Genomic DNA, 17581 nt, shown 5'->3' on the forward strand with positions numbered 1-17581 from the left:
TTATGCCTGAAGCTCAGTCGGTTGCTTAGTCGAGCTGATCCAGGTCGCGCACCGCGCCGGTGTCGGCGGAGGTGACCAGCTTGGCGTAGGCTTTCAGCGCAGCGGAAACCTTGCGCGGACGCTCTTCAGCCGGTTTCCAGCCCTTGGCATCCTGCTCGGCACGGCGTTTGGCCAGCTCCTCATCGGACACCAGCACATCGATGGTGCGGTTCGGGATGTCGATGCGGATACGGTCGCCATTCTGTACCAGACCGATAGCACCGCCAGCAGCCGCTTCCGGAGAGGCGTGGCCGATGGAGAGACCGGAGGTACCGCCAGAGAAACGGCCATCGGTCAGCAACGCACAGTCTTTGCCCAGGCCCTTGGACTTGATGTAGGAGGTCGGGTAGAGCATCTCCTGCATACCCGGACCACCTTTCGGGCCTTCGTAGCGAACGATGACCACATCGCCAGCCTTGACCTTGTCGCCGAGGATGTTGGCAACGGCTTCGTCCTGGGACTCGGTCACGTGAGCCGGGCCTTCGAACACCAGGATCGACTCGTCGACGCCGGCGGACTTAACCACGCAGCCATTCAGCGCGATGTTGCCGTGCAGCACGGCCAGACCACCCTCCAGGGAGAAAGCGTGTTCCAGTGAGCGGATGCAGCCGTTTTCGCGGTCGCCGTCCAGGGTCGGCCAGCGTGTTGCCTGGCTGAACGCCTGCTGCGTCGGAATACCGGCGGGGCCTGCCTTGTAGAACTCGACCACTTCCGGCGTCGGATTGCGCATGATGTCCCACTGATCCAGTGCGTCGGCCAGGGTGGCTGAATGCACGGTCGGTACGTCGGTGTGCAGCTTGCCGGCACGGTCCAGCTCACCGAGGATCGCCATGATGCCGCCAGCGCGGTGCACATCTTCGATATGGTATTTCTGGGTGTTCGGCGCGACCTTGCACAGCTGCGGAACCACGCGGGAGAGGCGGTCGATATCCTTCATGGTGAAGTCGATCTCCGCTTCCTGGGCGATCGCCAGCAGGTGCAGGATGGTGTTGGTGGAACCGCCCATGGCGATATCCAGCGTCATCGCGTTTTCAAACGCCTCGATACCCACGGCACGCGGCAGGATGCGCTCGTCGCCGCCTTCGTAGTATTTCTTCGCCAGCTCAACGATGGTTTTACCGGCACGCTGGAACAGCTGCTCGCGGTCGGCGTGGGTGGCCAGCATGGTGCCGTTACCCGGCAGGGACAGACCCAGGGCTTCGGTCAGGCAGTTCATGGAGTTGGCGGTGAACATGCCGGAGCAGGAGCCGCAGGTCGGGCAGGCGGAGCGCTCGACCGCTTCGACTTCCTCGTCGGAAGCGTTCGGGTCGGCGGCCAGCACCATGGCGTCAACCAGGTCCAGCTTGTGATCGGCCAGCTTGGTCTTACCGGCTTCCATCGGGCCGCCAGAGACAAAGATAACCGGGATGTTCAGGCGCATGGCGGCCATCAGCATCCCCGGGGTGATCTTGTCGCAGTTGGAGATGCAGACCAGGGCATCGGCGCAGTGCGCGTTGACCATGTACTCGACAGAGTCGGCGATGATGTCGCGGCTCGGCAGCGAGTAAAGCATGCCGTCGTGGCCCATGGCGATACCGTCATCCACTGCGATGGTGTTGAACTCCTTGGCAACACCGCCGGCAGCTTCGATCTGGCGAGCGACCAGCTGGCCCATGTCCTTGAGGTGGACGTGACCGGGTACGAACTGGGTGAAGGAGTTGGCAACGGCGATGATCGGCTTATGGAAGTCGTCATCTTTCATGCCGGTTGCGCGCCACAGGGCACGGGCGCCTGCCATGTTGCGACCCGCTGTGGACGTCTTGGAACGGTACTCTGGCATCTGCGGAACCCTCGATAACTGGGTAGAGTTTTTTGAGGCGCAAATTATAGCAGAAACTGCCTTTCTTCTCATCAGGTTGGAGGGAAGGGAATCGGCAAAGGTGAAAATCGAAAATGACCGTCTACACTGCCGTTGTCGAGAGAATTTACCCAGCAAGCCTAGAAAAGGCGGGAGGTCTGTATGCGTATTGGCGTTCCCAAAGAGATAAAAGTTCATGAATACCGGGTTGGCCTGACGCCGATGGGGGTACGAGAACTGGTCGCACAGGGACATGAAGTGCGGGTCGAAAAGGACGCAGGCAGCGCCATCGGCTACAGCGATCAGCACTATATCGATGCCGGGGCGGCCATTGTTGAGGATGCGGAAGCCGTTTTCCGCGAAGCGCAGATGGTGGTCAAGGTTAAGGAACCGCAGCTGAATGAGTGTGCCTGGCTCAGTGAAGGTCAGGTTCTGTTTACCTACCTGCACCTGGCCGCTGACCGACCGCAGACCGATGCATTGCTGGCCAGCGGCTGCACCGCCATCGCTTATGAAACGGTGGAAGACCTGCATGAAGGGCTGCCTTTGCTGGCGCCGATGAGTGAGGTGGCCGGGCGCATGTCGGTGCAGGCCGGAGCCCACTGCCTGGAGCGTGAACAGGGCGGCCGCGGTGTGCTGCTGTCCGGCGTACCCGGCGTGTCACCCGGCAAGGTGCTGGTGATCGGTGGTGGTGTGGTCGGTGGCCAGGCGGCGCGCATTGCGCACGGCATGGGCGCGGAGGTTACGGTTGTGGATAAGTCTCTGCCACGGCTGCGTCAGCTCGATGAGCAGTTCGAGGGTCAGGTAAAAACGCTCTATTCCACCGGCGAAAATATCCGCCAGAAGCTGGCAGAGTCCGATCTGGTGATCGGTGCCGTGCTGGTGCCCGGTGCCAAGGCGCCCAAGCTTGTGACCCGTGAAATGCTGGCTCTGATGCCGCCGGGGGCGGTGTTGGTGGATGTGGCAATCGACCAGGGCGGCTGTTTCGAAACCAGCCATCCGACTACCCACGCCGAGCCCACATTTCTTGTCGATGGCATCGTCCACTACTGTGTCGCCAATATGCCCGGGGCCGTCGCACGCACCGCCACCCAGTCGCTGACCAATGCCACGCTGCCCTATGTGGAGGCGCTGGCAAACCGTGGCTGGCAGGAAGCGCTGAGGTCGGTGCCGGGATTGGCGCCAGGGCTGAATGTTCATGCCGGCGAGCTCTACTGCGCGGGTGTCGCCGCGGCTTTTGACCTGCCACTGGCCGGTATCGAGGAGGTATTACAAAAATCCTGAAATAGACGTTTCGGGTTCATGCACGATTCATCTGTCCTGCTTGAGAATGGCGGCTATCAGAGGGAGTTCCCATGAGATGGGGAACCCCTCCAGTGGAGAAAGTCCTACTACTGGGTAAGCCCGGTTATTAGACATTTTCCGCCATTACTGACCAGAGGGGAGATCCCCGGGAGGTAAGCATGAACCTGAAGAGTTTTTCACTATCGCTGGGACTGGCGCTGTCGGTCGCGCTGACCGGGCAGACCGCCCTGGCGGGCCCCTATGACCCGTACCAGGGTTATAACGGACGCTCGCACCACGACAGCCACGGACGTTTTAATTCTCACAGCGAATATCCGCAGCTCTATGACCGTTACGATCGTTACGACCGCCATGACCGCAAGAATCACAAGCGGCATCGCGCTCGCGTGATCGATGTGAAGCCTCTCTGGGGGCACGATCGCCGCCACGACCGCCGTTACGATTGCCGCGATGATCGCAGGTATTCAGACCATCGGGTCGATACCGGCGACCGTGACCGGGCACGTATTACCGGTGCCCTGGCTGGCGCTGCCGTAGGTGGTTTGATCGGCCGCGAGCATGACAACGCCGCGCTGGGCGCTGTAGCCGGTGCTCTGGCCGGAGCTGCCGGCGGCGATATCCTGATCCGCCAGGGCTCGCGCCACGGGGGCCGGGAGTGTGTTGAACGCCGTAAACTGAAGTATCATCAGAAGCCGGTCGCCTATCTTGTGCGCTATCGTTATCGTGACCGGATCTATACCACCAGAACCCGAGAGCATCCGGGCCGCTATATAAGGATCAATTAAGGTTATGCGAAGGGATCTTAAACCTAGGGTGCGTCTGAGGCAGATGTCAGCCGGTGCGGTAGCCAAAGCGCTGCTGCTGGCTTTGTCTCTGATGTTAGTCGTGCCGTTGCAGGCCGGCGCTGCCCAGGCGGCTTCCGTGCTGGCGCAGAACAGTGTCGATCTCAAGCGCGCCGTGGAGATCGCCCGCCAGGCCTTTGGCGGCGAGGTAGTGAAGGCTGAAGAGGTAACACGTTCGGGGCAGCGTCTGTTTCAGATTCGTCTGGTGAATAACGGTCGTGTTCGTGATGTGCTGGTGGATGCGCTCTCCGGCGAGATCCTGAATCCCTGAAGGAGGTTGTCGTCATGAAGCTGCTGATCGTTGAAGATGATCCGGATCTGCGCCGGCAGTTGAAAACCGGGTTGACCGAACGTGGCTTTACCATCGAGGAAGCCGAAGATGGTGAAGAGGCGCTTTATCTGGGACGCGAGTATCCCTACGATCTCGCCGTGGTCGATATTGGCCTGCCCAAGCTTTCCGGAATCGAAGTGGTCCGCCGCTGGCGTAGCGAGGAACGTAACTTCCCGGTACTGATTCTGACCGCTCGCGGCGGCTGGCAGGACAAGGTTGAAGGGCTGGAAGCGGGCGCCGACGATTACCTGGTCAAACCCTTTCATGTGGAAGAACTGGTGGCCCGCCTGAACGCGCTGCTGCGTCGTGCTGCTGGTCACGCCAGCCCGAAGCTGGTGTTTGGTCCGCTGACTCTGGATACCACGGCCCGCACGGTGCTGTTGAATGGCGATATGGTAAAACTGACCAGCTACGAATACCGTACCCTGGAATATCTGGTAGTGAATGCCGGTAAAACCATCTCCAAGGCGGAGCTTACCGAGCACCTGTATCACCAGGATTTCGACCGCGATTCCAATGTGCTTGAGGTGTTTATCCGCCGCCTGCGTCAGAAGCTGGATCCGGATCAGACTCTGCAACCGATCGAGACCGTGCGCGGCCTCGGTTACCGCTTTGTCCTGCAGGCCTCTGAAAACGCTGGATGACTTTCTCCTCATTACTCTCCTCATTACTGCCCCGCTCACTCAAGGCGCGCCTTTTCTGGGCATCGGTGGTGCTGCTGCCGATCGTCACGGTATTTGCCGGCGCGGCGCTGCAGCGGGCGTTTCATAACAGCCTGAAAGCCTCCGAAGCCAGCCAGGCGCGTCTGCATGTCTACCTGCTGCTTGGCGAAGCGCAACTGCGCGATGGCCGGCTCTGGCTGCCCAATAGCGTGCAGGAGCCGCGTTTCAGCCAGGTTCAGTCTGGCCTCTATGCCACTGTGCATTCCCGTGGCGGCGAGCTGCTCTGGCGCTCTCCTTCGGCGGAGCTGCTGCCGGAAGAGCTGATGAACGGGCTACCCAGGGCCAATCTGGAGCCCGGGCAGACCCTGTTCCAGCACCTGCCGCAGGATGGGTTGTTCCTGTTTCAGTACCCGTTTGTCTGGGAAGGCGAGGGTGGTGAGCGTCACTTCCTGATGTCGATCCTGCATACCGATGACAGCGTGGATCGCGAAATTCAGGCGTTTGCCACCCAGCTCTGGGGCTGGCTCGGCGGTGTTTATATCCTGGCGCTGCTGATGCAGTACATGATCATGCGCTGGGGTCTTAAGCCGCTGGACAGCCTGGCCGAGGATCTGAGCTCCATCGAACAGGGGCAGGCTGAAAAGCTGAAGGGTAAGTATCCGCTGGAGGTGCAGGCGGTGACCGATAACCTGAACCGGCTGATCGAGAGTGAGCGGCGTCAGCGCGAGCGCTACCGCAACACCCTGGGCGATCTGGCACACAGCCTGAAAACGCCGCTGGCGGTGATGCAGGGTGCCGCTGACGAGCAGATGAGTACCGAGCGCTACCGTCAGCTGGTCAGCGAGCAGACCTCACGCATGAATCAGATTGTGCAGTACCAGCTGTCCCGGGCGGTGAAATCGCCCGGTGCACCGCTGGCAGCGCCGGTGGCGGTGGAGCCGGTGGTACGCCGTATCCTGCTGGCGCTGGGCAAGGTCTACGTCGATAAGGCGGTAGAGGTGCGTACGGAGCTGGAGCCTGGGCTGAGCTTCGCCGGCGATGAGCACGACCTGATTGAACTGCTCGGCAACGTCCTCGAAAATGCCTTCAAATATGGCCGCCGTCAGGTATTGGTCAAGGGCTGGGTTGCCAGCGCCATGCTCTGGATCGAGGTTGCGGACGATGGCCCCGGTGTCAATCGGGAGATGCGCCAGGTGATACTTGAGCGCGGCGCACGTCTGGACTCTTCGGCCCCTGGCCAGGGGATCGGACTGTCAGTGGCGGTGGATATTCTCAGCAGCTACAGCGGCGCACTGGAGATTCGCGACAGCACCGATCTGCCCGGTGCCGCCTTCCTGCTCCAGCTGCCGATGCTGGACTGAGAGCAGCGGGGCTGCTCAGTCCTTTAGCGGTTTGATAAACACTTTGGAGTTACGCTGGAAGTTATACAGCTCCTTGCGCTGCCCCGGCAGTTCATCCAGCGGTGCGGCGCGGAAGCCGCGTTCCAGAAACCAGTGTGCGGTGCGGGTCGTCAGCACGAACAGTTTTTTCAGGCCGGTGCGCTTGGCTTCGTCCTCGATATGTTCCAGTAGCAGATCACCGCGATTGCCGCCGCGATATTCGTTGTTGATCGCTACGCAGGCGAGTTCGCCCATGCCATCCTCGGCAAAGGGGTAGAGCGCGGCGCAGCCGATAATCGCGCCATCGCGCACCACCAGGTGGAAACGCTCGATCTCCGCCTCAAGCAGCTCGCGAGAGCGGCGTACCAGAATCCCTTTCTCCTCCAGCGGCGTGATCAGCTCGATCAGGCCGCCCACATCCTCGATGTTGGCCGGGCGCACCTGTTCATAGGATTCCTTGCTGATCATGGTGCCGGTACCGTCGCGGGTGAACAGCTCCAGCAGCAGGGCGCCATCCTGACCATGGCTGACCAGGTGGCAGCGTGGCACGCCCTTATCGCAGGCATCTACAGCGGCCTGCAGCAGGCAGGCGGTCTCGCTCCAGCTTTCCTCGGCGGTCACCGTGGCGGAGTATTTATGCACCAGCCGGCGCGCTGTTTCGGCGAGCAGCTCGCTGCGCAGCTCGTCGTTGGAGTCGCGAATCCCCTCCTGCTCACCGAATAGAATCAGCTTGTCGGCTTTCAGTGCGGTAGCGACGCCGGTGGCGACCTCTTCCACCGACAGGTTGAACACCTCGCCGGTGGGCGAGTAGCCCAGGTTGGAGATCAGCACGATGTTATCCAGGTCTAGCTGCTGATTGATCCCCTTGACGTCGACCCGGCGCAGTTCGCCGGTATGGCCCATATCGACACCGTCCAGCACGCCGACGGGGCGCGCTGTCACAAAATTACCGCCGCAGACCCGGATGCGGGCGCCATGCATCGGCGTGTTGGCCAGTCCCATCGACAGTTGTGCTTCGATCTCCATGCGTACGCGGCCAACGGCTTCGATCACGCAGTGCAGGGTATCGCTATCGGTGACGCGCTGATCATGGTGCAGGCGGGTCTCGATACCGGCTTCCTGCATACGCGCATTGATCTGAGGGCGGGCACCGTGCACCAGCACCAGGCGCACATCCAGGCTGTTCAGCAGTGCGATGTCGTGGACGATGCTGGCCAGACGGGAGTCGGTAATCGCTTCGCCACCGAGCATCACGACAAAGGTTTTGCCGCGATGTGCGTGGATATAAGGCGATGAGTGGCGAAACCAGTTTACAAATTCTTGGGTCGTGTCGTTCACGCGGTCAACCTGTTCCTAGGTTCTTTAGAGGCAATAACGAGTGATCAGCTGTTTGAGAATATCGATGGTTGGCTGCAGCTGGTCCAGCGCCAGGTATTCATCGGGCTGATGGGCCTGATCGATGGAGCCGGGGCCCATGACGATGGTATCCATCCCCAACTGCTGCAGGAAGGGGGCCTCGGTGCCGAAGGCAACGGCCTGGGCCCGGTGTCCGGTCAGTTTTTCCGCCAGCGCTACGAGGCCCTCGTTATCGGGGTTCTGGAACGGCGGAATACCGGGGAACAGTGGGCGGGTCGTCAGTTCCACACCGAACTGGGCACCCAGGGGCGCCAGGCGCTCACCAATGGCGTTGCGTAGCCCATCCACCGACATGCCGGGCAGCGGGCGCAGGTCGAACTCCATCTCGCACTGGCCACAGATACGGTTCGGGTTGTCGCCGCCGTGGATGCAGCCAAAATTCAGGGTCGGAAAATCGACGCGGAAGTCGCTGTTGCGGTGCTTGGCCTTGAGTTCATTACGGAAGTTGGAGAGCTCATTCAGTACCTGATGCATCGCATCCAGGGCATTGGCGCCCAGGGAGGGATCGGAGGAATGACCGGAGCGGCCTTCGATCCGCACCGCTTCCATCATGATTCCCTTGTGCATGTTGATCGGCTTCAGGCTGGTCGGCTCACCGATAACCGCAGCCCGCGCCTTAGGGCGCCCCGCATCGACCAGGGCGCGAGCGCCGGACATGGCGCTCTCTTCATCGGCGGTGGCGAGAATGATCAGCGGCTGCTGCAGTGGCTGATCGACAAAGCTTTTCGCCGCCTCGATCGCCAGAGCCAGGAACCCCTTCATGTCGCAGGTGCCCAGGCCATAAAGGCGCTGGTCGCGTTCGGACACGCGGAATGGGTCGGTCCGCCAGAGTTCGGGATCACAGGGCACGGTATCGGTATGACCGGAGAGCACCAGTCCGCCCGGGCCTGTACCCAGTGTTGCGATCAGGTTGGCCTTGGTGGGCTGATGCGGGATCGGCATCACTTCGCAGCTGAAGCCCAGCTCTTCGAGCCAGGTATGCAGCAGCTCAATTACCTTGAGATTGCTTTGGTCCCACTCCGCCGTAGTGGAGCTGATCGAGGGGGAGGCGATCAGTTCACGCAGCATCGCCAGAGCGTCAGGAGGGGTGCGAGACATGTCGGACTCCGCATCGGGGTATGGGGGATAAAACCTTATTGTGCAGGCTTTACCTTGCAGGGTCCATTATAGAAAACACAGCAAAAAGGGGCGCATTAGCGCCCCTTTTTTCGGTCAGTTCGTCTTAGCGTTTGACGTAAAAAACGCCGATCAGGAAAACATGCCCTTGAGCATGAAGAAGAACATGATTGCCAGCAGTGCACCGGCCGGCAGGGTGACGATCCAGGATACGAAGATCGTGCCGACAACGCGCAGGTTCAGCGCCGCCATGCCACGTGCGATACCCACGCCAAGGACAGCGCCCACCAGGGTGTGGGTGGTGGAGATCGGCAGACCGGTACCGGAAGCAAACACCACGGTGGAGGCCGCCGCCAGCGTTGCTGCAAAGCCGCGGCTCGGTGTCAGTTCGGTGATATTGGTACCCACGGTAGCAATAACCTTGTGACCGTACATGATCAGGCCGGCCACGATGCCGCCGCCGCCGAGCAGCAGGATCCAGGTGGGCATGGCAGACTGCTGTGCCACACTACCGCCGGCGGAAACCACGCCGACCACCGCTGCCAGCGGGCCTACCGCGTTGGCCACATCGTTGGAGCCGTGAGCAAAGGCCATGGCGCAGGCGGTAAACAGCATCAGTATGCCGAACACCTTCTCTACGCTACTGAAGTGATACTCTTCATCCGCCTTGGGATCTGCCTTGATCTTGCGCAGCATCAGGATGCCTACGCCCATGACGACCAGTGCAACGGCTACGGAGATCGCCGCACTCTGGCCAAAGCTCAGGTGCAGACCGATATGCTTCAGGCCCTTGGTGAAGGTCACCATGGCGACCATGAAGCCTACCAGGAAGATGTAGAAGGGCACGTAGCGTTTGGCGTTTTTGAACGGATCGGTGGTATCCAGGATCAGGTGCTGCACCGTACGGAACAGGAAGAAGCCTATTATCCCGGCCGTGACGGGCGAGACCACCCAGCTCGCAACGATGGTGCCTACCTTGCCCCAATGCACCGCATCGACGGAAACACCCACGGCGGCAAAGCCAACGATGGCGCCGACAATGGAGTGGGTCGTGGAAACCGGCCAGCCAAAATGGGTGGCGATTAACAGCCAGACGCCGGCCGCCAATAGCGAAGCCAGCATGCCATAAACGAGGAGTTCAGGGCTGCCAGACAGGATTCCCGGTTCGATAATTCCTTTACGGATCGTCGCGGTCACTGCGCCGCCCGCCAGATAAGCACCGGCAAACTCAAACAGGATAGCGATGATGATCGCCTGCTTGAGTGTGATCGCCTTTGAGCCCACGGAGGTGCCCATCGCATTGGCTACATCGTTGGCGCCCACGCCCCAAGCCATGAAAAAGCCAAAGACACAGGCCAGAATGACCAGTATGTGGCCGTACTGAGAGATGATTTCCATTGGATCCTCGTTTTACCGATTTAGCGTGCCAGTAGCAGTTGCAGGCGGCTGCCTACCTGTTGAGCGCGGTTGGCGAGATCGCCAATCCAGGTGATGATCTGGTACAGGAACATCACATCGACGGCGTAAAGGTCGCGTTCGACAGCGAACAGGGCGCTGCGCAGTTCACGTTCGTGCGCGTCGGTTTCGTGCTCAAGGCGGTCAAGCTCCACCAGCAGGCGTTCCACCAGATCGATTTCGTGGCCGCGAAAACCGGAGGTGACCAGCTCGTCGAGCTCGTTCAGTGCGGTTTTCGCCTGGTCCGTGGTCTGCAGGGCGGTGGTCAGAAAATTGATCAGGCCCTGCTGAAGGTTTTGCGGAATGGTCATCTGTCGGCCAAGGATCAGCCCGGCAATATCTTTTGCCTTGTTGGCGATCTTGTCCTGCATACGCACCAGGTCCAGCAGATCGGTACGTGCGACCGGCAGGAACAGGTTGCCTGGCAGGTTCTGACGAATCTTGCGTTTGATATCGTCGGCTTCATGCTCAAGCGAGGTAATACGCTGCTGACACTCGGCGACTTCAGCCCAGTCCTCCTTGATCACCGCCTGAAAAAACGGGACCAGCTCAGCGGCGCAATCCTGTGCCTTAGCGATATGTTCCTGAATCGGCAGAAAGGGGGAACGGGCGAACATCTGAAATAGGGGGCTGTTAACCATCGATGTATACCTGTTGGCCGGTTGTAATTTGGCGCAAGTATACGTATCGATTTGTCGTTTTTGTAATAAAACAACAATGAATTTGTCACACCGCACAGATCGATTTTAAAAAATAGCGTGAAAACCGGAAGTTAAGGTTCACGCGAGAATCTCTTTGCATCTGGTGTGGGCTAGGGACAAATTGCCCGATTCCCTAGAGTGTTTCGGCCCTGCCCCATAAAATGGAGGAATTGAATCAGTGGAGTCGGATGATGGGAGCGGAAACAGAACTTAAGCTTGGGCTATTGCCCGAGTACGGTCCAGAGGTGGCAGGGTTGCCGATACTGGAGCAGTACGCCAAGGCCGAACCCGAATGCAGACAACTGGATAACACCTATTTCGATACCCCGGATCATGCGTTGACCGCGGCCCGGGTCGCGCTGCGTATCCGCCGCGATGGCGAGCGTTATATTCAGACGCTGAAAACTGCAGGCGACGGCCGTGGCGGTCTGAGTGTGCGTGGTGAGTGGGAGTGGGAGCTGGCTGAGCCTGTGCTCGAGCTGGACAACGTTCGTGCTCATCTGCCGCCGCAGTTTAACGATGACGCGCTGCTGGCGACGCTGGAGCCCGTGTTCGATACCAATTTCGAACGCCATATCTGGTTGCTTGGCGGTGGTGAAGGAGCTGAAGCCTGGCAGGTTGAAGTCGCGCTGGACCACGGAGAGATACGCGCCGGTCAGCAGAGTACGGAACTGTCGGAGCTGGAGCTGGAGCTGAAATCCGGTCCTACCGAGGCGCTGTTTCAGCTGGCGCTGGAGATCGCCCGGCAGATTCCGGTGCAGGTGCGTGATGATAGCAAGGCCCAGCGCGGCTACGCCCTGGCAGGCCTGCAGCGGCCGCCATTCCGGGCGGAGCCTGCGTTCAAAGGTAGCGAGGATGAAACCCTGGTGGTGCTGATCTCGGACTGCCTCAAAGCCTGGCCAGCACAGCTGGCGAAAGCGATTGATGGTGATGAGTCGGCGCTCAAGGAGCTGAACCGAACCCTGGACCTGATGCTGGTCGCGCTGGAATCCCAGCCCGATATCGCCGCCCATTGCCAGGTACTGATTTCGCAGTATCAGCGGCTGCGGGCCGATACCGCTCGCGCCTGGGACTGGCGACTGCTGGAGATGATGCCGGCGGCCTGGCAGCATAAGCAGCGTGAACAGGCGGCCCGTCTGTTACAGGGGCTGAGTCGGAAAACCCTGCCGGGGCAGTTGGCGCTGGCTACCGGGGAACTGCTCTGGCAGATCGATGATGACGAGGACTAAGCAGTCCAATTGAGCACAGAGTAAGGACGCTGAAGGATGAGGAGTGGCCGCGTGCAAGCTGACAAGGTGTTGATTATCCATACCGGTGGCACCATCGGTATGCTGCCCACGGAACAGGGGCTTGCTCCGGCGGCGGGTTTTGAACAGCTGCTCAGGCAGAGGCTTGCCGAGCGGCTGGATACACTGCCGGCGTTCGATCTGATTGAGCTGGAGCCTCTGATCGACAGCGCGGAGCTCTCGCCCAGCCAGTGGAGCAGCATTGCCGCACCGATTATCGATCGCTACGAGGATTATGCGGGATTTATCATCCTCCACGGCACGGATACTCTGGCGTATACCGCATCGGCGCTCTCCTTCATGCTGCAGGGGTTGACCAAGCCGGTGATCCTTACCGGCTCGCAGATTCCGCTGGCGGAGCACAGAAGCGACGCCGACAGCAACCTGCTGGGGGCGCTGGAGCTGGCGGCGCGGCCCGAGATCAGCGAGGTCTGCATCTACTTCAACGGTCGCTTGCTGCGCGGTAACCGCAGCGTCAAGGTCGATGCCAGCGCCCTGGCGGCTTTTGATTCGCCTAATCTGGCGCGTCTGGGAGAGGTGGGCATCGAGGTTTCGCTGCGCTCTGATCTGATGCTGGCACCCGGTATGCCAGCGTTCAGCTCCCCCGATTTTGATCCCGCGGCTGTGGCGGTCCTGCGAATTTTTCCGGGTATCAGTGCGACGCTGCTCCAGGCGGTGCTGAGCCAGCCGGGTTTACGCGGTGTGATTTTGCAGAGCTACGGAGTGGGGAATGCGCCAACCTCGGATGCAGCACTGATGGAAACGCTGGAATCCGCCATCGCCCGGGGCGTAACTATTGTGAACCTGACCCAGTGCAGCCGAGGCGCTGTGGCCAGCGATACCTATGCCACCGGCGCGGCGTTATCGCGTATCGGCGTGATATCCGGTGCTGACCTCACCCTGGAAGCGGCGTTTGCCAAGTTGCACTGGTTGCTGGCGCAGAACTTATCTGCCGAGGATGTAGCGGCGAAGCTGCGCCAGTCGCTCTGCGGCGAGCAGCTGGCGAGCTGAGGCTTCTTAACAGCTGGATCAGCTGGGCGAAAGCACAAAGGAGCGCATCGATATGGCGCCGCGGGTCAGTGATTCGTTATAGAAGCTGAGCTCGTCGCTGCTGCGCTGCAGGCCGAGGCTGTAAAGCATCGGAATATAATGATCCGGTGTCGGTACCGACAGCTCCGCCGCCTTGCCGTACCACTGGTAGTTGAGAATGCTCTGGTGATCGCCATCAATAAGCTTCTGCTTGATCTGCTCATCAAAAGCGACCGCCCAGTCATAGCCGCCGTCGACGGCTTTTACCGCGCGAAGGTTATGGACGATATTGCCGCTGCCGATAATCAGCACGCCGCGTTCGCGTAGCGCCGCCAGTTGCTGTGCCAGCTCATAGTGATAGGCCATCGGCCGGTGGTAATCGATACTGAGCTGAAACACCGGAATATCGGCGTCCGGGTACATCTGCCTGAGCACCGACCAGGTGCCGTGATCCAGCCCCCGTTCGTGATCCAGTCTGACCACATCGTTTCCCGATTTCTGCCGGGTGATCGCCTGTACCAACTCCGCACCCTCCGGTGAGCCCGGTGCCGGATACTGCACATCGAACAGCTTCTGTGGGAAGCCACCAAAGTCATGAATGGTTTCAGGTGCTTGCACGGCGCCGACAAAACTGCCCCGGCTTAGCCAGTGCGCGGAAATACAGAGAATCGCTGCGGGCCTCGGCAGATCGCTGGCCATCGTCTTCCAGGCCTGGCTGTAGAGGTTGTCCTCGATGGCGTTCATCGGCGAGCCGTGGCCGATAAAGGCGACGGGCTGAGTATCCGTCTTTGGCAGTGCTTCGGTGAGTTGCGCAAACAGGGAGCCTGAGAGTGGTGCACAGCACAGGCCCAGTGCACCCTGAATCAATTGACGTCGTTTCATCGGATTTCCATCGTCCGGCAAGCTGGCGGGGAGGAGGATACTAACCCAGCCAGATGAATTTCTGTATTTAGCTTAAAGACTCACTAGCTTAATGGCTCACGGTGACAAAAAAGGGTGACGCTCAACGGAGAGTCACCCTTTCGTTTTCCTGTTCGCTGTAGTCGGCAGGATCAGTGATCGATGATCTGACTCAGGAACAGCTTGGTACGCTCATGCTGCGGGTTGTTGAAGAACTCATGTGGCTCGTTCTCCTCAACGATCTGGCCATCCGCCATAAAGATCACCCGGTCAGCCACCGTCTTGGCGAAGCCCATTTCATGGGTGACGCAGAGCATGGTCATTCCCTCACGGGCCAGCTCAATCATGACATCCAGCACTTCCTTGATCATCTCAGGGTCCAGCGCCGAGGTGGGTTCGTCGAACAGCATCACATCCGGGTTCATGCAGAGCGAGCGAGCGATCGCCACACGCTGCTGCTGACCGCCAGAGAGCTGGCCGGGATACTTCTTCGCCTGCTCGGGAATTTTCACGCGCTCCAGGTACTTCATCGCCGTGGCTTCGGCTTCCTTGCGCGGAATCTTCTTCACCCAGATCGGGGCCAGCACGCAGTTTTCCAGCACGGTCAGGTGCGGGAACAGGTTGAAGTGCTGGAACACCATGCCCACGTCCTTGCGGATCGTTTCGATGTTCTTGATATCGTGTGTCAGTGGCACGCCGTTGACGAGGATATCACCGCGCTGGTGCTCTTCCAGTCGGTTGATGCAGCGGATCATCGTCGACTTGCCCGAGCCTGAGGGGCCGCAGATAACGATGCGTTCGCCTTTTTTGACCTTCAGATTGATGTTCTTCAGAACATGGAACTCGCCGTACCACTTGTTCATGTCGCGCAGCTCGATCATCAGCTGCTCACCGGTATTGCTTGCCGCGTCTGTCATTGTCTCATTCTCCGTGTTCAGGCCCGGTTGCCATGGCCGGTTTGTAGCCGTTTCTCAAGGTACTGGCTGTAGCGTGACATGCTGAAGCAGAAGATCCAGAACACCAGCGCCACGAAGACATAGCCTTCGGTGGCATAACCGATCCATTTGGGATCGTTGGTGGCCGCCTGGACGATCGCCAGCAGGTCGAACAGACCGATGATCAGCACCAGGCTGGTGTCCTTGAACAGGGCGATAAAGGTGTTTACCACGCCGGGGATCATCATCTTCAACGCCTGCGGCAGGATGATCATGATCATCTTCTGCCAGTAGCCCAGGCCCAGTGAATCGGCGGCTTCATACTGTCCCTTGGGTATCGCCTGCAGACCGCCGCGCACCACTTCCGCCATGTAGGCGGTCTGGAACAGGGTGATGCCGATCAGCGCACGCAGCAGTTTGTCGAAGCTCATCCCTTCCGGGAAGAACAGCGGCAGCATCACCGACGCCATGAACAGCACGGTGATCAGTGGTACACCGCGCCATATCTCGATGTAAACCACCGACAGGGACTTGACGATCGGCATCTCTGAACGCCGGCCCAGCGCCAGCAGTACGCCGAGCGGCAGTGACGCCACCATACCGACCACGGCCAGCACCAGCGTCAGGCTCAGCCCGCCCCATTGATGTGTGTCCACCGCTTCGAGACCGAACACACCGCCGGTGAGCAGGAAGAACGCCACCACCGGGAATACCACCAGCGTCAGCACGGCGGCGATACCCTTGGCGGGAATCTTCGGGATCGCCAGCCAGAGAATCAGCGCCAGCATCAGGAAGAACGACAGGTTCAGACGCCAGGTCTCCTCGCGTGGATAAAAACCGTACAGGAACTGGTCGATACGCTGGCCGACAAATACCCAGCAGGCACCGCCGCTGGTGCAGTCTTCCCGCGTGGTACCGGCCCAGTTAGCGCTGAAAAATGCCCAGTCGATCACCGGGGTCAGCAGGGTAAAAGCGAGCCAGGCCAGCACAAGGGTGGCGATGGAATTCAATGGCCCGTTGAACAGGTGCTTGCGCATCCAGCCGATCACACCGATGGTGTTGGCGGGAGGCGGTAGCGTGGGTTGAAGTTCGTATTTCATACCTTGCCTCCTAGCGCTCGATCAGCGATTTGCGCTTGTTGTACCAGTTCATGAATATCGACGTGAGCACGCTCAGCGACAGGTAGACCGCCATGGTCATCGATATCACCTCGATCGCCTGACCGGTCTGGTTTAGCGTGGTGCCGGCGAACACGGACACCAGGTCCGGGTAGCCGATGGCGGTGGCCAGCGATGAGTTCTTGGTCAGGTTCAGATACTGGTTGGTCAGCGGTGGAATGATCACGCGCATCGCCTGCGGGATAACGATCAGGCGAAGGGTACGGGTTTTCGGCAGTCCCAGGGCGGAGGCTGCTTCGAGCTGGCCGTGGGGTACTGAAAGAATGCCGCCGCGTACCGTTTCGGCGATGAACGCCGCGGTGTAGATGGTCAGTGCCAGCCAGAGGGCCACAAACTCGGGGATGATCGTCATGCCGCCGCGGAAGTTGAAGCCGCGCAGCTCGGGATAATCCAGGGTCATCGGTGCGCCGCTGAGCAGGAACACCAGCAGGGGCAGACCGATAATCAGGCCCAGGGAGGTCCAGCCTACCGGGAATATCTTGCCGGTGGCGTCCTGACGTTTGTGCGCCCACTTGGTCATGGCCCAGGTGCCGACGATGCCGACAGCGAAGGCTATCCAGACCAGGTTAAAGCCGGGTTCTGCCACCGGGGCCGGCATCGACAGGCCGCGGATATTCAGGAAACTGCCGAGAAACTCGATACTTTCACGGGGTGAAGGCAGCGCCCGCAGTACCGCGAAGTACCAGAAGAAGATCTGCAGCAGCAGAGGAATATTACGGAAAATCTCGATATAGAGTGCGGACAGGCGTGAAATCAGCCAGTTGTCCGAGAGGCGCGCCACACCGAGGATGAAACCAAGGATGGTAGCCGCGATGATGCCCAGGACCGAGACCAGCACGGTATTGAGCAGGCCGACAATAAAGGTGCGGCCATAGCTTGAGGCCTCAGTGTATTCGACCAGTGACAGCGGGATCCCGAAGCCGGCCTCCTGGGAAAGGAAGTCAAAACCGGTGGTGATACCGCGTTGTTCAAGGTTGCTGAGGGTGTTGGAAACGATAAACCAGACGAAGCCGCCCAGCACCAGCACCAGCAGCACCTGAAATATCAGGGCGCGCTTGCCGGGGTCGTTCCAGAACTTGATCTTGTGCTCCGGCTCGGAAGGGGGGGAGCTGCTGTTTGGGTTAGTGTCCGATGCCATCTCTTGCTTCTCCATACCCTAGACGGGATCGT

At 60.0% G+C, this 17581-nt stretch carries 16 protein-coding genes; 7 read left to right on the forward strand and 9 right to left on the reverse strand.

Translation table 11 applies throughout. The features are described from left to right. Positions 1-25: 25 nt before the first annotated feature. Positions 26-1858, reverse strand: coding sequence for a dihydroxy-acid dehydratase (gene ilvD / locus CLV83_RS00095; protein WP_132285718.1), 1833 nt, complete (start codon positions 1856-1858; stop codon positions 26-28). Between the two features lie 180 nt (positions 1859-2038). On the opposite strand from ilvD, the gene ald reads away from it, so the two are divergent. The 5 genes from ald to CLV83_RS00120 all read left to right on the forward strand — a co-directional run bounded on the left by ald (position 2039) and on the right by CLV83_RS00120 (position 6377). Continuing rightward, positions 2039-3160 (forward strand): alanine dehydrogenase, encoded by a 1122-nt coding sequence (ald, locus tag CLV83_RS00100; RefSeq protein WP_132285721.1) that lies wholly within the window; start codon positions 2039-2041, stop codon positions 3158-3160. A 179-nt stretch (positions 3161-3339) separates the two neighbouring features. Continuing rightward, a complete protein-coding gene (locus tag CLV83_RS00105) occupies positions 3340-3966 on the forward strand; it encodes a glycine zipper domain-containing protein (protein ID WP_132285724.1) in 627 nt (208 codons plus the stop codon). Positions 3967-3970: 4 nt separating this feature from the next. Beyond that, positions 3971-4294, forward strand: coding sequence for a PepSY domain-containing protein (locus CLV83_RS00110; protein ID WP_132285727.1), 324 nt, complete (start codon positions 3971-3973; stop codon positions 4292-4294). Positions 4295-4308: 14 nt separating this feature from the next. Next, the gene (locus tag CLV83_RS00115) at positions 4309-4998 is read left to right on the forward strand and encodes a response regulator transcription factor (protein ID WP_132285730.1); all 690 of its coding nucleotides are present in this window, start codon (positions 4309-4311) and stop codon (positions 4996-4998) included. Then, complete coding sequence (locus tag CLV83_RS00120) at positions 4995-6377, forward strand: ATP-binding protein (RefSeq protein ID WP_132285733.1); 1383 nt, start codon at positions 4995-4997, stop codon at positions 6375-6377. The genes CLV83_RS00115 and CLV83_RS00120 overlap by 4 nt, the downstream gene beginning before the upstream one ends. A 15-nt stretch (positions 6378-6392) precedes the next feature. Here CLV83_RS00120 and argA read toward each other — a convergent pair whose 3' ends face one another. From argA to CLV83_RS00140, 4 genes are all read right to left on the reverse strand, one after another. After that, entirely contained in the window at positions 6393-7733 is a 1341-nt protein-coding gene (gene argA / locus CLV83_RS00125) for an amino-acid N-acetyltransferase (RefSeq protein ID WP_132285736.1), read from the reverse strand. Positions 7734-7757: 24 nt separating this feature from the next. Next, a complete protein-coding gene (argE, locus tag CLV83_RS00130; RefSeq protein ID WP_132285739.1) occupies positions 7758-8909 on the reverse strand; it encodes an acetylornithine deacetylase in 1152 nt (383 codons plus the stop codon). Between the two features lie 150 nt (positions 8910-9059). Then, entirely contained in the window at positions 9060-10325 is a 1266-nt protein-coding gene (locus tag CLV83_RS00135) for an inorganic phosphate transporter (protein ID WP_132285742.1), read from the reverse strand. A 20-nt stretch (positions 10326-10345) separates the two neighbouring features. Continuing rightward, entirely contained in the window at positions 10346-11023 is a 678-nt protein-coding gene (locus CLV83_RS00140) for a TIGR00153 family protein (protein ID WP_132285745.1), read from the reverse strand. Between the two features lie 251 nt (positions 11024-11274). Here CLV83_RS00140 and CLV83_RS00145 point away from each other — a divergent pair, with 251 nt between their 5' ends. Together CLV83_RS00145 and ansA are read left to right on the forward strand one after the other, a co-directional pair. Beyond that, positions 11275-12312, forward strand: a complete 1038-nt coding sequence (locus tag CLV83_RS00145) for a CYTH domain-containing protein (RefSeq protein WP_165900197.1) — start codon at positions 11275-11277, stop codon at positions 12310-12312. 51 nt (positions 12313-12363) lie between these two features. Further along, positions 12364-13380 carry an asparaginase gene (gene ansA / locus CLV83_RS00150; RefSeq protein WP_243642233.1) on the forward strand — a complete coding sequence of 339 codons (1017 nt, stop codon included), beginning with the start codon at positions 12364-12366 and terminating at the stop codon, positions 13378-13380. An 18-nt stretch (positions 13381-13398) separates the two neighbouring features. On the opposite strand, the gene ygiD is transcribed toward ansA, so the two are convergent. The 4 genes from ygiD to CLV83_RS00170 all read right to left on the reverse strand — a co-directional run bounded on the left by ygiD (position 13399) and on the right by CLV83_RS00170 (position 17549). Continuing rightward, on the reverse strand, positions 13399-14280 hold the full coding sequence (gene ygiD, locus CLV83_RS00155; RefSeq protein ID WP_132285754.1) for a 4,5-DOPA-extradiol-dioxygenase: 882 nt from the start codon (positions 14278-14280) through the stop codon (positions 13399-13401). A gap of 170 nt (positions 14281-14450) precedes the next feature. Then, complete coding sequence (locus CLV83_RS00160; RefSeq protein WP_207894640.1) at positions 14451-15179, reverse strand: amino acid ABC transporter ATP-binding protein; 729 nt, start codon at positions 15177-15179, stop codon at positions 14451-14453. Between the two features lie 53 nt (positions 15180-15232). After that, positions 15233-16333: an amino acid ABC transporter permease gene (locus CLV83_RS00165; RefSeq protein WP_132285760.1), complete on the reverse strand. Its 1101-nt coding sequence runs from the start codon at positions 16331-16333 to the stop codon at positions 15233-15235. Positions 16334-16343: 10 nt separating this feature from the next. Beyond that, positions 16344-17549, reverse strand: coding sequence for an amino acid ABC transporter permease (locus CLV83_RS00170; RefSeq protein ID WP_132285763.1), 1206 nt, complete (start codon positions 17547-17549; stop codon positions 16344-16346). Between the last annotated feature and the right edge of the window lie 32 nt (positions 17550-17581).

It is taken from the genome of Marinobacterium mangrovicola, assembly GCF_004339595.1.
Taxonomy (GTDB): domain Bacteria; phylum Pseudomonadota; class Gammaproteobacteria; order Pseudomonadales; family Balneatricaceae; genus Marinobacterium_D; species Marinobacterium_D mangrovicola.

What these genes read in the sequence shown, in the direction of transcription:
- CLV83_RS00135 (WP_132285742.1), bottom strand. Translation starts at nt 10,325, where the DNA reads ATGGAAATCATCTCTCAGTACGGCCACATACTGGTCATTCTGGCCTGT.
- ald (WP_132285721.1), top strand. Translation starts at nt 2,039, where the DNA reads ATGCGTATTGGCGTTCCCAAAGAGATAAAAGTTCATGAATACCGGGTT.
- ilvD (WP_132285718.1), bottom strand. Translation starts at nt 1,858, where the DNA reads ATGCCAGAGTACCGTTCCAAGACGTCCACAGCGGGTCGCAACATGGCA.
- CLV83_RS00105 (WP_132285724.1), top strand. Translation starts at nt 3,340, where the DNA reads ATGAACCTGAAGAGTTTTTCACTATCGCTGGGACTGGCGCTGTCGGTC.
- CLV83_RS00160 (WP_207894640.1), bottom strand. Translation starts at nt 15,179, where the DNA reads ATGATCGAGCTGCGCGACATGAACAAGTGGTACGGCGAGTTCCATGTT.
- CLV83_RS00165 (WP_132285760.1), bottom strand. Translation starts at nt 16,333, where the DNA reads ATGAAATACGAACTTCAACCCACGCTACCGCCTCCCGCCAACACCATC.
- CLV83_RS00145 (WP_165900197.1), top strand. Translation starts at nt 11,275, where the DNA reads ATGGGAGCGGAAACAGAACTTAAGCTTGGGCTATTGCCCGAGTACGGT.
- CLV83_RS00115 (WP_132285730.1), top strand. Translation starts at nt 4,309, where the DNA reads ATGAAGCTGCTGATCGTTGAAGATGATCCGGATCTGCGCCGGCAGTTG.
- argE (WP_132285739.1), bottom strand. Translation starts at nt 8,909, where the DNA reads ATGTCTCGCACCCCTCCTGACGCTCTGGCGATGCTGCGTGAACTGATC.
- CLV83_RS00140 (WP_132285745.1), bottom strand. Translation starts at nt 11,023, where the DNA reads ATGGTTAACAGCCCCCTATTTCAGATGTTCGCCCGTTCCCCCTTTCTG.
- CLV83_RS00170 (WP_132285763.1), bottom strand. Translation starts at nt 17,549, where the DNA reads ATGGCATCGGACACTAACCCAAACAGCAGCTCCCCCCCTTCCGAGCCG.
- CLV83_RS00110 (WP_132285727.1), top strand. Translation starts at nt 3,971, where the DNA reads ATGCGAAGGGATCTTAAACCTAGGGTGCGTCTGAGGCAGATGTCAGCC.
- ygiD (WP_132285754.1), bottom strand. Translation starts at nt 14,280, where the DNA reads ATGAAACGACGTCAATTGATTCAGGGTGCACTGGGCCTGTGCTGTGCA.
- CLV83_RS00120 (WP_132285733.1), top strand. Translation starts at nt 4,995, where the DNA reads ATGACTTTCTCCTCATTACTCTCCTCATTACTGCCCCGCTCACTCAAG.